The organism is Frateuria defendens (assembly GCF_001182895.1).
In the GTDB taxonomy this organism is placed as follows: domain Bacteria; phylum Pseudomonadota; class Gammaproteobacteria; order Xanthomonadales; family Rhodanobacteraceae; genus Frateuria_B; species Frateuria_B defendens.
Genome location: NZ_LFQR01000093.1, coordinates 1 through 13,444, shown reverse-complemented (window position 1 = coordinate 13,444; position 13,444 = coordinate 1). Strand labels below are relative to the sequence as shown.

15 protein-coding genes are annotated in these 13,444 nt (G+C 70.4%); 9 read left to right on the top strand and 6 right to left on the bottom strand.

Going from position 1 to position 13,444, the window contains the following annotated elements; translation table 11 throughout:
• Positions 1–69: 69 nt before the first annotated feature.
• Complete coding sequence (locus ACH65_RS12945) at positions 70–2,451, top strand: Tle-like phospholipase domain-containing protein (protein ID WP_049623020.1); 2,382 nt, start codon at positions 70–72, stop codon at positions 2,449–2,451.
• Between the two features lie 66 nt (positions 2,452–2,517).
• Here the strand turns inward: ACH65_RS12945 and ACH65_RS12940 are convergent, their stop codons facing one another.
• Positions 2,518–3,918, bottom strand: coding sequence for an amino acid permease (locus tag ACH65_RS12940; RefSeq protein ID WP_049623019.1), 1,401 nt, complete (start codon positions 3,916–3,918; stop codon positions 2,518–2,520).
• Between the two features lie 136 nt (positions 3,919–4,054).
• On the opposite strand from ACH65_RS12940, the gene ACH65_RS12935 reads away from it, so the two are divergent.
• The 3 genes from ACH65_RS12935 (at position 4,055) to ACH65_RS12930 (ending at position 5,438) form a co-directional block, all read left to right on the top strand.
• Positions 4,055–4,585, top strand: coding sequence for a DUF6630 family protein (locus tag ACH65_RS12935; protein WP_049623018.1), 531 nt, complete (start codon positions 4,055–4,057; stop codon positions 4,583–4,585).
• Between the two features lie 173 nt (positions 4,586–4,758).
• The gene (locus tag ACH65_RS18595) at positions 4,759–4,914 is read left to right on the top strand and encodes a DUF3309 family protein (RefSeq protein WP_064504860.1); all 156 of its coding nucleotides are present in this window, start codon (positions 4,759–4,761) and stop codon (positions 4,912–4,914) included.
• Between the two features lie 149 nt (positions 4,915–5,063).
• Positions 5,064–5,438 carry a YciI family protein gene (locus ACH65_RS12930; RefSeq protein ID WP_049623017.1) on the top strand — a complete coding sequence of 125 codons (375 nt, stop codon included), beginning with the start codon at positions 5,064–5,066 and terminating at the stop codon, positions 5,436–5,438.
• Between the two features lie 202 nt (positions 5,439–5,640).
• Here ACH65_RS12930 and ACH65_RS12925 read toward each other — a convergent pair whose 3' ends face one another.
• On the bottom strand, positions 5,641–6,510 hold the full coding sequence (locus ACH65_RS12925; RefSeq protein ID WP_049623016.1) for an META and DUF4377 domain-containing protein: 870 nt from the start codon (positions 6,508–6,510) through the stop codon (positions 5,641–5,643).
• 418 nt (positions 6,511–6,928) lie between these two features.
• Between ACH65_RS12925 and ACH65_RS12920 the strand changes: the two genes are divergently transcribed.
• The 3 genes from ACH65_RS12920 to ACH65_RS12910 are packed head-to-tail and all read left to right on the top strand — an operon-like array spanning position 6,929 to position 8,933.
• Positions 6,929–7,732: an N-acetylmuramoyl-L-alanine amidase gene (locus ACH65_RS12920; protein WP_049623022.1), complete on the top strand. Its 804-nt coding sequence runs from the start codon at positions 6,929–6,931 to the stop codon at positions 7,730–7,732.
• A gap of 2 nt (positions 7,733–7,734) precedes the next feature.
• On the top strand, positions 7,735–8,451 hold the full coding sequence (locus ACH65_RS12915; RefSeq protein WP_049623015.1) for an HAD family hydrolase: 717 nt from the start codon (positions 7,735–7,737) through the stop codon (positions 8,449–8,451).
• 8 nt (positions 8,452–8,459) lie between these two features.
• A complete protein-coding gene (locus tag ACH65_RS12910) occupies positions 8,460–8,933 on the top strand; it encodes a PIN domain-containing protein (RefSeq protein WP_049623014.1) in 474 nt (157 codons plus the stop codon).
• A 7-nt stretch (positions 8,934–8,940) separates the two neighbouring features.
• Here ACH65_RS12910 and ACH65_RS12905 read toward each other — a convergent pair whose 3' ends face one another.
• The 3 genes from ACH65_RS12905 to ACH65_RS12895 form a co-directional block, all read right to left on the bottom strand.
• Complete coding sequence (locus tag ACH65_RS12905; protein WP_049623013.1) at positions 8,941–9,441, bottom strand: YgjP-like metallopeptidase domain-containing protein; 501 nt, start codon at positions 9,439–9,441, stop codon at positions 8,941–8,943.
• A complete protein-coding gene (locus tag ACH65_RS12900; protein WP_049623012.1) occupies positions 9,438–9,713 on the bottom strand; it encodes a hypothetical protein in 276 nt (91 codons plus the stop codon). Before ACH65_RS12900 ends, ACH65_RS12905 begins: the two co-directional genes overlap by 4 nt.
• A 134-nt stretch (positions 9,714–9,847) precedes the next feature.
• Entirely contained in the window at positions 9,848–10,546 is a 699-nt protein-coding gene (locus ACH65_RS12895) for a murein L,D-transpeptidase catalytic domain family protein (protein WP_049623011.1), read from the bottom strand.
• Positions 10,547–10,690: 144 nt separating this feature from the next.
• Here ACH65_RS12895 and ACH65_RS12890 point away from each other — a divergent pair, with 144 nt between their 5' ends.
• Together ACH65_RS12890 and ACH65_RS12885 are read left to right on the top strand one after the other, a co-directional pair.
• The gene (locus ACH65_RS12890) at positions 10,691–12,337 is read left to right on the top strand and encodes a L,D-transpeptidase family protein (protein ID WP_053096262.1); all 1,647 of its coding nucleotides are present in this window, start codon (positions 10,691–10,693) and stop codon (positions 12,335–12,337) included.
• Positions 12,338–12,339: 2 nt separating this feature from the next.
• Positions 12,340–12,525, top strand: coding sequence for a CPXCG motif-containing cysteine-rich protein (locus ACH65_RS12885; protein ID WP_049623010.1), 186 nt, complete (start codon positions 12,340–12,342; stop codon positions 12,523–12,525).
• A gap of 62 nt (positions 12,526–12,587) precedes the next feature.
• On the opposite strand, the gene pncA is transcribed toward ACH65_RS12885, so the two are convergent.
• Positions 12,588–13,232 carry a bifunctional nicotinamidase/pyrazinamidase gene (gene pncA / locus ACH65_RS12880; RefSeq protein WP_049623009.1) on the bottom strand — a complete coding sequence of 215 codons (645 nt, stop codon included), beginning with the start codon at positions 13,230–13,232 and terminating at the stop codon, positions 12,588–12,590.
• Between the last annotated feature and the right edge of the window lie 212 nt (positions 13,233–13,444).

The window sequence follows — 13,444 nt, the reverse complement described above, 5'->3', positions numbered from 1 at the left end:
AACCTCGGCTTTCCCTACGAAGAAAAGGACATCCCGCTGTTGTAAGCCAACCCATCAAGGAGTGATGTCATGTCCGGCTCTATCGATCACCAGCAAGAGCAAGCCCTGCTGCAACAGCTCCGCGCCAGCGGCGACACCGCCGCTCAGGATAAGGCGGCACAATTGCAGAAGCTCTACCACGACCGCCAAATGGGCGAATTGGCTGCCGATGTGTATGACGCCGCGACGGGAGCGGGCCAGCCACCCTCAGGTTGGGTACGCGCTAGCGAGCATCCTGACAGACTGCGCGAATACGCATCAAAACTTCATATGGCCGACAGTGAGCTTAAAGAAGCTCTGCATCCGGACAAGTCCGGTTTTCGCGCCGAAGTCTATCTGCCCGATCCCAGTGTGCTTGGATCCGGCTATCGGCCTGTGGTGGCGTACAAAGGCTCGTCAGGCGAAGTAAGGACCTCCCAAGGCCTGCGCGACACCACTCAGGAAGATTTTCTTGCCAACAACTTTCCGCAGTCGATCGGGCTGGAAACCGACTATTACGACCGCGCCATGGGTTTGGCATCGCAGTTGAAAATTAACGGCCTCGACTTCGAGCTCACCGGGCACAGCCTAGCCGGCGGCATGGCCTCGGCCGCTGCGGCGGTAACTGGCAATGCAGCCACCACTTGGAATGCCGCTGGCCTGCATCCGGAAACCGCGAAGCGATTCGGCGAGCAGAACGGGCTTTCCGTCTACGACGTCAGCCACCGCGTTACCGCCTACCAGGTACAGGGCGAACTACTCAGCAACGGCGTGCAGGAGAATCTCCATGCGATGGATGTGAACCAGCGCGCGGAGCTGAGCGGCGTGTTGAAGGAGACCAGCCGGTTGCTCAATGCGTTGCCCGAGGGTCGCGAGCTGCTCAAGCGGCAGTTGGACAAGAGCGTGCCGCCCGAGGCGCAGGCGTCAGTGCGTGCTTTCGTCGACAAGGTCGCAACCGGCGACACCGATCAGATGTTGCGCGACCTGCCGCTGGCCGCAGGCAATGTGCAACCGTTGCTGGCGCCCATGGTCCGATTGAACCCGAACGACCCGGCCAGCCCGCTGTTGGCGCGCAATCACGCACTTTCGTTGCCGGAGGTGACTTATCTTGCCGGGCCGGTGTTGAAAACCATGAGCGCGGCGGCGCAAGGCGCTCATGTCGGCGAGCGCGGCGGTGAGGTCGCGGCGGCGGTTGGCCGCATGGCTCATCAGGCGCTGCGTGCCTCCGGCGATGGCGTGCGCAGCGCGGCCGAGATGGGCGGGCAGGTCTCACGTGCCGTGACGCAGTTCGAGGGCGCGGCGGCGCAGGCGGCCGAGCGCTATGCCGGCGGGGTTGCGGCTCGCTCGCGCGAAGCCGTTGGCGAGGCGCAAGCCTGGATCGATCAGGGGCTGGGGCATGCGCAGAAGCTTGGCGCGTCGATGGAGGCCGGCTTGCTGCGCGGCGTGGGCGGAGTCCTGCCCGACGGGGTACGGGCGTGGACAGACACGCAGGCAGGGCGGCTCGATCAGGCGGGTGAGGAGGCGGACCGCCGGGGGCAGGCTCTGGCTGCCGAGGCCCGCCGTCAAGGCCACGCGGACGCAGCGGTGACCCGGGGCGCGACGCGGGCCTTGCAGTCGGGAACGGGGCGGGTGGCCGCACAGGTCGGCCAACTCCAGTACGAGGCCGTGAACGGCGTGGGCCACCTGGCCGGCAGCGGGTTGGATGTCGCGGGTCAGTATGTCCAGAACACGACGCGGCACGCACCCGCCGTAGGGGCCATGGTGGGTGCAGCCCTGGGCGCGCATGGCGCCGCCGCTTTGGAGCCGAATCCGGGCAACTATCCACGCCTGTTCGGGGCCGTCAGCGCGGTGACGCAGGTCAAGTCGGCTGGTACCGAGGCATTCGAGCGCCACCTGATGCGCCCAACGGTACTGCCAAGCATGGACAGCCGGATCGACAAGGCCGAGCGGTCCGCGCAGCAGGTGCTGCAGCGTGCCGAAATTCTGCCGGCCGGGGATCTACCGGCCAGGCCGCTCCGCCTGGACGATCCATCGCACGCCGGGCATGCGATGTTCCAGCAGATACGCGATGGCGTGCACAAGCTCGATGCTCAGATGGGCCGTGTGCCGGATCGGCACAGCGAGAACCTGGCCGGTGCGCTGGTCGTGGCGGCTGCGGCGGGTGGGTTGAGCCGTATCGATGCCGTGGTGCTGAGCGAGGACGGTTCGCGGGCCTTTGCCGTGCAGCACGTCATTCCGCGGGCGCTCAATGCGAGCGTCCACGTCGAGACGGCGCAGGCGATCAAGGCGCCGCTCGAACAGAGCAGCTTGGAATGGCAGAAGGCGGCGTTGCAATGGACGCAGACGCAAGTTCACGCCCAAGCCGAAAGCCATGCTCAGCAACAGGGCCAGCTGGCGCAGCAGGCCCATGCGGCGATGGTCATGTCCCGATGAATCCCGTGGCCGGTCCGGCCACGGGCCAGTCATGGCAGCCGATGCTGCTCTCAGCACTCCCGATAGTCAGGAATGCTCCGCCGTGGCCTTGGACGGCTGACCCTCGGGCATGCCCGCCGCCAACCCCAGCACGCGGTACAGCACCGCCAGCAGCACCAGCCACAGCGGCCCCACGACCAGCGCCACGCGCGTGTCGGGGAAGTACGCCATCAACCCTACCACCAGCACCAGGAAGGCCAGCGCGAGCCACGAGGCGTAGGGGTAGAAGGGCGTGCGGAAAGTAAGCCGCGCGCGCTCGGCCTCGCCGAGGCGGCGGCGGAATTGCATCTGCGCGACGAGCACCACGGCCCAGGTCCAGATGGCGCCGAAGGTGGCGATGGAGGTCACCCACACGAACACCTTGGCCGGCACCAGGTAGTTGAGCAGCACGCCGATCAGCAGCGCGGCGATGGAGAGGGCGATGGCGCGCGCGGGCACGCCGCGCCGCGAGGTGTGCGCGAAGGCGCGCGGGGCCTGGCCCTGCTGGGCGAGGTTGTAGAGCATGCGGCCGGTGCTGTAGAGGCCGCCGTTGCAGGAGGAGAGCGCGGCGGTGAGCACCACGAAATTGATCAGGCCAGCGGCGGAGCGGATGCCCAGGCGCTCGAAGGTCATCACGAACGGGCTGCCGCGGGTGCCGAGCTCGTCCCACGGGTAGATCGAGAGGATCACGAACAGCGCGCCGACGTAGAAGATCAGGATGCGCCAGAACATCGAGTTGATCGCGGCGGGGATGGTCCGGGCCGGGTTGGCCGCCTCGCCGGCGGTGAGGCCGATCATCTCCACGCCCAGGTAGGCGAACATCACCATCTGCAGGGCCATCAGCACGCCCTGCGCGCCGTGCGGGAAGAAGCCGCCGTGCGTCCAGAGATTACTGATGCCGGTGGCGACGCCGTGGTTGCCGAGGCCGAACACGATCATGCAGCCGCCGCCCAGGATCATCGCCACGATGGTCACCACCTTGATCATGGCGAACCAGAACTCGAACTCGCCGTAGGCGCGCACCGCCACCAGGTTCACCGCGCCCATCGCGGCCAGCGCGGCCAGCGCCCAGATCCACTGCGGCACGTCGGGGAACCACACGCCCATGTAGATGCCCACCGCGGTGATCTCGGCGATGCAGGTCACCAGCCACATGAACCAATAGTTCCAGCCGGTGAGGTAGCCGGCCAGCGGCCCCAGGTAGTCCTGCGCGTAGCGGCTGAAGGAGCCGGCCACGGGGTGGTGCACGGCCATCTCGCCCAGCGCGCGCATGATGATGAAGATGGCCGCGCCGCCGATCACGTAGGAGAGCAGGATGCCGGGGCCGGCCAGCTTGATGGCGTTGGCCGAGCCCAGGAACAGCCCCACGCCGATGGCCGAGCCCAGCGCCATCAGGCGCATGTGCCGCTCGCCCAGGCCGCGTTGCAGCGCTTGCCGGTCCGCTTGCATCGGTGATCCCCCTCGCCCTTGGATGTGGAGCTAGACCATATACCAGCTGGCGGGCGCCGCTGTCGCCGGGGCGCACGGGGCTTTCCAAGCCGCCTCGTCCGCGCAACCATGCAGCCCCCCACGCAACGATCCGCCCATGAGCGACTTCGACGACGATGACGAGAGCTTCCACGCGCCGGACGAGGCCGACGACCTGCCGGAGGAGGCGCTGGTCTGGCAGTTGCTGCAGCTGATCAATCCGGGCGACGAGGAAACCGCGCTGCAGGAGTTCGCCGCCTACCGCGATGCCGAGGCCCAGGCCGGCGGCGCGCGCGAGCCGGTGGAGCTGGTGGGGCAGGTGATCGACTGGCGTTCGGGCTTCTACGTGGAGACGGGCGAGCCGCGCACGCTGGTGCAGGCGATCGACGAGCTGGCCTTGCGCTGGAACCTCGCCGTGGACTGGGGCGGCGATACCGCGGAGGAGGACTTCTTCGAGGAGATGGACAGCCCCGCGCTGCTCGCCGTGGCCTACGATCGGCTGCTCGAGTTCGGCTACACCGTGTGGCTGTGGGAGACCGGCGAGGATGCCTACGCGGGCTGGATGACGCTGGCCCGCGACAACGAGCCGATGCGCGAGCTGGCCACGGCGCTCGGCATCAACCTGCGCCTCGCCAGCGAGGCGGGCTGAGCGCGCCGCGTGCGCGGCCTCGCTTCCCCCGCCGCCATTCAAGGCAGACCAGGGCCGTGCACGGATGTGACGCGGCGCGTTGCCTGTTCGTCACACCCCCTCAACGCGGGCAGCGAGCACGATGCGCGCGTGCTTCCGGTTGCGCCGCAACGTCGCGAAGGAGGGGCTTGACCATGCTGCTGACCATCGTCGTCATCGTGCTCATTCTGGCCTTGATCGGCGGCCTGCCGACCTGGCCGTATTCGCGCTCATGGGGCTATTACCCGAGCGGCGGCCTTGGCCTGATCCTGGTGATCCTCCTCATCCTGTGGCTGCTGGGGCGGTTGTGAGCGGCGCGCCGCTGCGGGTGGCGATGCGACGGCGCGGGCGCTTCATGCCGGCGCCGGGCGCCGTCCTCCGGCTGCCGTGGCAGCGGTCGCGGGCGGCCGGGTCCGATACAGTAGGCGCCGCCCGAATGTCGAGGTTGCGAGGACGCCGCATGAAGTTCCTGCTCATGGTCTACGTCGACGACGCACTGCTCAATGCCCTGCCTGCCGGCGAATACGACGCGCGCATGCGCCACTGCATCGCCAGCGCGGATGCGCTGCGCGGGGAGGGTTGCCTGCTCGATGCGCAGCAGCTGGAGGCGCCGGCCACGGCCAAGGCTGTGCGCATCCGCGGCGAACGCACGATGGTGGTGGACGGCCCGTTCGCCGAGACCAAGGAATACCTCGCCGGCTTCAACCTGGTCGAGGCGCCGGACATGGACGAGGCCCTGCGCCTCGCCGCCGCGCTGCCGTGGGCGCAGACCGGCTGCATCGAGGTGCGGCCGGTGCGCGATTTCGAGGCGGTGCGGCGGCGCGTCGGGGCCTGAGCGCCTGCGCGTTGGCTTCCGCCGGCAGGGAGCCGGCGGAAGGAGAGCGTCAAGGTCGATCGGTGCCGGAAGCCTTGCCTCGGCGCGGCTGGCAGCACCCGCCGGGCAGGGCCGGGCGGCGGCCGGCCTGCCGCGGCGCCGCTGTCCACCAGCACGCCGGGCCGGCGGTGGCAGGGTGCGGCTGGCCGGGTGGCGCCGGCGCTCAGTGCTTCACCCGCTCCGATTCCACCACCATGTCGAGCACGTAGGCGCTGGACGGCGCGTCGGCGGGCGGGTGTGCGATCGCGTAGCGCTTCACGCGCAGCACGTTGCGCACGCCGGCCTCGTGCGTGTAGCCCTCGATCGGCTGGTACAGCGGGTGCCAGGGGCCGGATGCCGTGGTGAGCAGGCCCTGCGCGTCGTCGTAGTGGCGTTCGCGCACTTGCAGACATTGCGCAGACGGCATCAGCGGGTGGCGGCAGGGCTGCGTGTCCGCGGCCACTTCGAGGAAGACCGTCTCGCCCTCGCTGCCGTAGCGCGTGGCGGGCGTGGGCACGCCGGCAAAGACCAGGCGGTCGCCGCCGTCGGTGACGAGAGTGAGGCGCGGCGATTGCGCATCGCCCTGCAGGTTGAACTGCGGACGCCCGTGCAGGTATTGGCGGATGGCCGCGTCGAGACGGTTCAGGGCGGGATCGGCGCAGGCCATCATGGTCTGTATCAGCGCGCTGATTTCGAGCCGCCCGCCAGCGAGGCGGTAGCCGCCGCCCATCGTGTTGCAGCCGTTCGCGATGGCGAGGTGGTCGCGCTCGAAATCCAGTTGCAAGGGTTTGTCGGGGCGCGCGAACAGCGCATCGAGGCGCTTGCCGTCGCGGCCGCTGGCTTCGCTCAGCTGCCAGTGGTAGCGGCCGAGCGTGGCGGCGTCGGAGGCGGCTGGGGTTGAGGCGGCTGGGGTTGAGGCAGTTGGGGTCGAGGCGGGTGAGGTCGAGCTGGCCGGCGTCGCGGCGGCCGCCGGCGCCGGTGGCGCATCGTCCGCCTTCGGGGCGGAGGCACAGGCGGCCAGGAGCAGGGGCAGGACCAGCAGGCAGGGTTTCATGGCGATGCTTTCCTTGGCGGGTAGAGAGGGCCATGCGGCACGGCATGCGTTCCGGGGCACCATACGTCATACACATGTATGGCGGCCAAGCGGAGTGCCGGTACGGGGCGGTGCGCCTGGGCTCCACGCCTCCGGCGAAGCGGCGGCGTCAGGCTTGGCCGGTGCCGAAAAAAAGCCGCGCCGGCGAGGCGCCGGCGCGGCCAAGGGTAGAACCAGCCACTGCCAGGAGGCTGATGCCGGCTACGGAGGGGAACCGCTGCGGCCCGGGCAAGTTAGGGCGCGGCCGTCTCAGGAACCGCGACGGCCGCGCTGCGGCGTGCGGCGCGCTGTCGGCGAAGCCGGCGCCCATGCCTTGCGGGACTTGACGCGCCACGGCGCGCGCGGCAGGTTCGGACGGCTTCTCGTCGGGATGACCGCCATGCTCCGTTTCCTTTCCCCGCGGGCGCTGCGCCGGGTCGCGCCGCTCGCGGCCTGCGCGCTGCTGGCCGCCTGCGCGTCCGCGCCGCCGCGCAACCCGCTCGCCACCTGGGTGCCCTCGCCCAACTACGACGTGCGGCGGCCGGTGCTGATCGTGATCCACTTCACCGACGAGGATTCGGTGCAGCGCAGCCTGGAGATCCTGCGCACGCGCAACAGCGGCGGCCCGGTGAGCGCGCATTACCTGGTCGGCGCCGACGGCCATATCTACCAGCTGGTGGCCGACACGCAGCGCGCGTGGCAGGCGGGGGCGGGGCACTGGGGCACCATCACCGACGTCAATTCCGCCTCCATCGGCATCGAGCTGGACAACGACGGCCACGTGCCGTTCGCGCCGGCGCAGATCGCGAGCCTGCTGCGCCTGCTGGACGACCTCACCACGCGGCTGCGCATCCCGCGCACGCAGGTCATCGGCCACGAGGACTTGGCGCCGGGCCGCAAGGTCGATCCCGGCCCGCTGTTCCCCTGGCGGCAGCTGGCCGAGGCGGGCTACGGGCTGTGGCCGCAGGGGCCGTTCGTGGACCCGCCGGCGGGCTTCGACCCGTGGCAGGCGCTGGCCCTGGTGGGCTATCCGCTGGAGGACCGCGCGGCCACCGTGCGCAGCTTCCACCACCATTTCCGCGGCACGGAGGGCGATGCGCTCGACGCCGACGACCTGCGCATGCTCTACGCCTTGACGCGCCAGCTCACGGACAGTGGGACAATGGCCGGTTCCGGCGCCGCTCCCGGCGCCAAGACGGAATGACGATGCTGCAACTGATCGGTTTCGACGGCGACGACACCCTCTGGCACAGCGAGGGCTACTACCAGGCCGCGCAGGCGGAGTTCCAGGCCATCGTGGGCCGCTACGTGGACGTGGCCGACGGCGAGGTGCGCCAGCGCATGCTGGGTACCGAGCGGCGCAACCTGGCGCTGTTCGGCTACGGCGCCAAGGGCATGGCGCTGTCGATGGTGGAGACGGCCATCACCATCACCGACGCGCGCGTCAGCGCCTCCGACATCCACCGCCTGGTGGCGATCGGCAAGGAGGTGCTGGCGCATCCGGTGGAGCTGCTGCCCGGCATCCGCGAGGCGGTGGCGGCGGTGGCCGAGCACCACGAGGTGGTGCTGATCACCAAGGGCGACCTGTTCCACCAGGAGAAGAAGGTGAAGCAGTCGGGCCTGTCCGGGCTGTTCCACCGCATCGAGATCGTGTCCGAGAAGGATGCCGGCACCTACCGCCGCGTGCTCGGCGAGTTCGCGCTGGCGCCGGCGCAGTTCGCCATGGTGGGCAACTCGCTGCGCTCGGACATCGAGCCGGTGGTGCGCCTGGGCGGCTGGGGCGTGCACATGCCCTACCACGTGACCTGGGAGCACGAGCTGGAGAACGGCCTGGGCGAGGACGAGCCGCACGTGGTCACGGTGGACGCGCCGGCACAGATCCCCGCCGCGGTGGCGCGCCTGCGCGTGCTGGCGGTGGATTGAGCGATCCGATGCCGCTTGCTCCGGAGCCGCCGCGCATCGTGCTGGACACCAACGTGTGCCTGGACCTGTTCGTGTTCGGCGATGCGCAGTGCGCGCGCTTGCAGGCGGCGCTGCGCGAGGGCGCGGTGGAGGCGGTCACCCGCGAGGACTGCCGCGCGGAGTGGCTGGCGGTGCTCGGCTACCCGCAGCTGCGGCTGGACGCGGCGCGCCGCGCCGCTGCGGCCGCCCTGTTCGATGCGCAGGTGCGCTGCCTGCCGTCCGATCCGCCGGGGTCGCCCGTGGCCGTGCGGTTGCCGCGCTGCGCCGACGCGGACGACCAGAAATTCCTGGAGCTGGCGCTGGCGGCGGGCGCGCGCTGGCTGCTGAGCAAGGACCGCGAAGTGCTGCGCCTGGCGCGGCGCACCGCGCGCGAGGGTTTGTTCCGCATCGCCACGCCGCAGGCGTGGACTGAGCTAGCGTGGACCGCGCAGGCGGGCGGCTGAGGCCGGCTCAGGCCGGCGCCGGCAGCGCGCGCCAGCACAGGTAGACGCGCAGGTCGAACTCCAGCTGGTGGTAGTCCGGCTCCATGTGCGTGCACAGCCGGTAGAACGCCTTGTCGTGCGCCGGCTCCTTGAGGTGTGCCAGTTCGTGCACGGCGATCATGCGCAGGAACTCCGGCGCGGTCTCGCGGAACACCGCTGCGATGCGGATCTCCTTCTTCGCCACCAGCCGGCCGCCGTGTACGCGCGAGATCGCGGTGTGCAGGCCGAGCGCCTTGCCGATCACGTCGAGCTTGCTGTCGTAGAGCGTCTTGTCGATCGCCGGCGCGTTGCGCAGGTAGGTCTGCTTGAGCCCGCCGATGTAGGCGTGCAGCGCGCGGTCGCTCTGGATCGGGTGACGCTGCGGGTAGCGGCGTTGCAGGTAGTCGCCCAGCTCGCCGCGGGCATGCAGGCGGCGCACCTGCTCCTGCACGGCCTGCGGATAGCCGGCGAGGTATTTCAGCGGCGTCATGCGGGGCCGGTGGGCGCGTCGTCGTCGAAGCCGGTGTAGTCGTCGGGGAACACCGGCGTGCCGTCCTCCTCCAGGCCCAGCATGGCGGCGAGCGCCTCGGCGGCGGCCTGCTCGGCCTTGGCGCCGTCGCGGAAGCTGCGGTTCTCGCAGATCGCGTAGTAGGCCGGGAAGCCGCGGTCGCGCGGCGTCACCGCCAGCCACGCGGTGTAGCGCGAGCCTTCCAGGCTGGCGCCGGAGCGCACCAGGTAATGTTCAAAAGCGCGTTCGGCCATGCGGCGGTTCCTCGGGTCGACGGTGCGGCAGTGTAGTGCCTGCCGCCAAGCGCCGATTCCATCGTCCGCTACCTGCGCCCTCCCGGGCGTGCAGGGGGAAGGCGTTATCGGCGCGTCGGCCCCATGGAATGGCCTCAGGGCGCCCGGGACGCCGTCATGCGCATGTTGCTGCATTGCAGGTAGGGCGAGCCGCTGAGCCAGCGCTGGTCGGGGTAGTAGGCGAACACGTACTGGCCGCCCTTGAGGGTGTCGATCAACGGCTTGGCCACCGCGCGGCGCACCGCCGGGCAGCCCCAGCTGCGGCCGATGCGCCCCTGCCTGGCGGCCACGGCCGGATCGACGTAGGTGGCGCCGTGGAACACGATGGCGCGCTCGAAGGCGTTGTCGTTCACGCCCGGCTCCAGGCCTTCCATGCGCAGCGAATAACCGTTGTGGCCCTGGTAGGCGTCCTGCGTGCGGAACAGGCCCAGGCTCGATTCCAGGCTGTCGTTGCGGTTGGAGAAGCGCGTGGCCAGGTTGTCGCCGGAATTGCGCCCGTGCGCCACCAGCTCCTTGAACAGCAGCTTGCGCCGGTCGAGGTCGAACACCCACAGCCGCGGCTGGGTGGAAGGCAGCGAGTAGTCGATCACCGCCAGCCGCTGGGAGGCGGGCAGGCCGCTGGCGGCGGCGCAGCCGGCGGCCTTGAGCGCCAGGTCGAGCACGCGCGGGTTGGCCTGCGGGGCGAGCTGGGTGAGTGCTTGCAGCAGCCGGGAGTCGGCGGCGCGCGCCGGCGGGAGGCACAAGGCGAGGACTGGCGCCGCGAGCAGCGCGGCGAAACGCAGAGGTCGGATCATGGCCGGACGGATGGCGTAAAGACCCGCCCATGCTAGCAGAGGGATGTTAAGGGTTTGCCGGGATTGGGATTTTTCCCCCTTGTCTCCCGTGCGGCCTGTGTTATCACGGAAGCAACTTCCGCCGAAGGCCAAGGAGGCCTCCCCATGTCCGTGCGCCGACACTTCCGTCTGCTGGGCGCGTTCGCGCTGTGCCTGCTGCTGCCGTGGCTCGCGCGGGCGCAGACGCTCGATCCGCAGGCCGACGCCATCCGCGAACGGGTCGAGCAGATCGACGCCAGCGGCGGCAGCATCGCCAAGCTCGGCCAGGGGCTGCGCGACTTCTACGAGCAGCGCCAGTTCGCGCCTGTGTGGACGCGGCCGGCCACGCTGGACCAGTTGTTCGACGAGTTGGACGCGATCCGGCTCGATGGTCTGGACCCGGAGGACTACGGCCTGTCGCAGCTGCGCCTGCAGCGCGCCGCGCTGGACAGCGGCCGCGTCACGCCCGCGCAGCGGGCCGAGTTCGACGTGCTCGCCAGCGATGCCTACCTCGCCGCGCTGGTGCACCTGTACCGCGGCAAGGTCGATCCGGCCACGCTCGATCCGCACTGGAACTTCGACCCGCGCCAGCTCGACCCGGCGGAAGGGCTGCGCCTCGCGCGCGAGGCGGTGGACAGCGGCGACCTCCACGGCCTGTTCGCGCGCGCCCGCCCGCAGGAGCCGCAGTACGCCGCACTGCGCCAGGCCCTGGCCGGGCTGCGCGCGGTGGCCGCCAACGGCGGTTGGCCGCAGCTGCCGGAAGGGCCGACGCTCAAGCCCGGCATGCACGATGCGCGCGTGCCGCTGCTGCGCCAGCGGCTGGTGGCGGGCGGCTACCTCGCCGTCGACCAGGCGCAGGGCGAGGACTACGACGCGGTGGTGCAGGCCGCGGTGAGGCGCTTCCAGCAGGAGCAGTACATCGACGCCGACGGCAACGTGGGCGCCGCCACGCGCGCCGCGCTCAACGTGACGGTGGCGCAGCGCATCGGCCAGCTCAGGGTGAACCTGGAGCGCGCGCGCTGGCTGCTGCACGAGATCCGGGGCGACTTCGTGGTGGTGGACATCGCCGGCTACAAGGTCGCCTACTACAAGGAAGGCAAGCCGGTGTGGACCTCGCGCGTGCAGGTGGGCAAGCCCTACCGCAGCACGCCGGTGTTCAAGTCGCAGATCACCTATCTCACCCTCAACCCGACCTGGACCGTGCCGCCCACCATCCTGCGCAAGGACATCCTGCCCAAGGTGCGCCGCGACCGCGGCTACCTCGCCGCCAACCGCATCCGCGTGCTGGACAGCCAGGGCCGCGTGCTCGCGCCCGCCAGCGTGAACTGGAACAACCCGCGCGGCGTCGTGCTGCGCCAGGACGCCGGCCCCGGCAACTCGCTCGGCCGGGTGGTGATCCGCTTTCCCAACGAGTACGCGGTGTACCTGCACGACACGCCGCACACCGAGCTGTTCGACCGCGACCAGCGCACCACCAGCTCCGGCTGCATTCGCGTGGAGCGCCCGCGCGAGCTGGCCGAGCTGCTGCTGGACGATCCGGCGAAGTGGAACCGCGCCGCCATCGACGCCGCCATCGACACGCTCAAGACGCAGACGGTGACCCTGCGCACGCCGGTCACGCTGCTGCTGGCGTACTGGACGGTGGACCTGCGCGAGGACAACCGCGTGAGCTTCCGCCAGGACATCTACGACCGCGACGGCCGTACGCTGGCCGCGCTGGACAAGCGCCGCGCCTCGCCGCTGGGGCCGGCCATCAGGGTGGCGGCGCCGTAGCCATGCTCGATCCGGTGCCGATCCAGTGCCCCTACTGCGGCGAGTCGATCGAGGTGCTGGTCGAGGCCTCGCCGGAGTCCCAGCGCTACACCGAGGACTGCCAGGTGTGCTGCCGGCCGATCGTGCTCACGGTGTCGCTCGACGAGGACGGCGTGCCGTGGGTGGACGCGCGGCGGGAGGACGAGTAGGGGCGCGCGACCGCGGCGTGGCGCCGTTGCCGCGGTCGCTCGCCAGCGCGCTCCCACATGGGTCAGGCCGGGATGCCGGCCACCACGGCGATGCCTTGCGCGTCCAGCGCGGCGCGGGTGGCGGCATCGGTGTCCGGCGTGACCGGGCGGGTGAGGTCCCACAGGAAGCGCACGCGAAAGCCCGCCTCCACCGCGTCCTGCGCCGTCCACAGCACGCACACGTCGCGCGCCAGGCCGCACAGCCACACCTCTTCCACCTCGCGCTCGCGCAGCCAGCCGGCAAGGCCGGTGCGCGGGCGCGCGCCGGCGGGGCCGTGGTTCTCGCGCAGGCCGCTGTAGGAATCCACCCGCGGGTCGCTGCCCTTGCGCAGGATCAGGTCCGCCGCCGACCAGTCCAGCGCCGGATGCAGCGCGGCGCCGGGCGTGCCCTGCACGCAGTGGTCGGGCCACAGCGTCTGCGCGTGGCCGTACAGCTCGATCCGCTCGAACGGCGCGCGCCCGGCGTGCGAGCTGGCGAAGGAGACGTGGCCGCGGGGATGCCAGTCCTGCGTGGCCGCCACGTGGCGGAAGCGCCGCGCGGCGAGCAGTGTGCGCAGGCCGGGCAGGATGGCGTCGCCCTCGTGGCAGGCCAGCGCGCCGCCGGGCATGAAGTCGGGCTGCACGTCGACGAGGATCAGCGCGGAATGGGGGGAGGGGGACGGGCTCATGGGTGGGAGGGGCGTGGATGCGAGTCGATGCACGTAGTCTAGAGCCAGTCCACGATCTTCCTGCTGGTGTCTGCGACAGGAGGCGTGTCGTGTTGTTGAAGACCCTGTGTTGTTGAAGAGCTATCGCAGGCTGGCCGGCCTTTGGCCGGGGTTTCGCTCCCCTGCCGGGGAGCGAGTTACTTTCTCTTGCTTGTCCAAGAGAAAGTAACCAA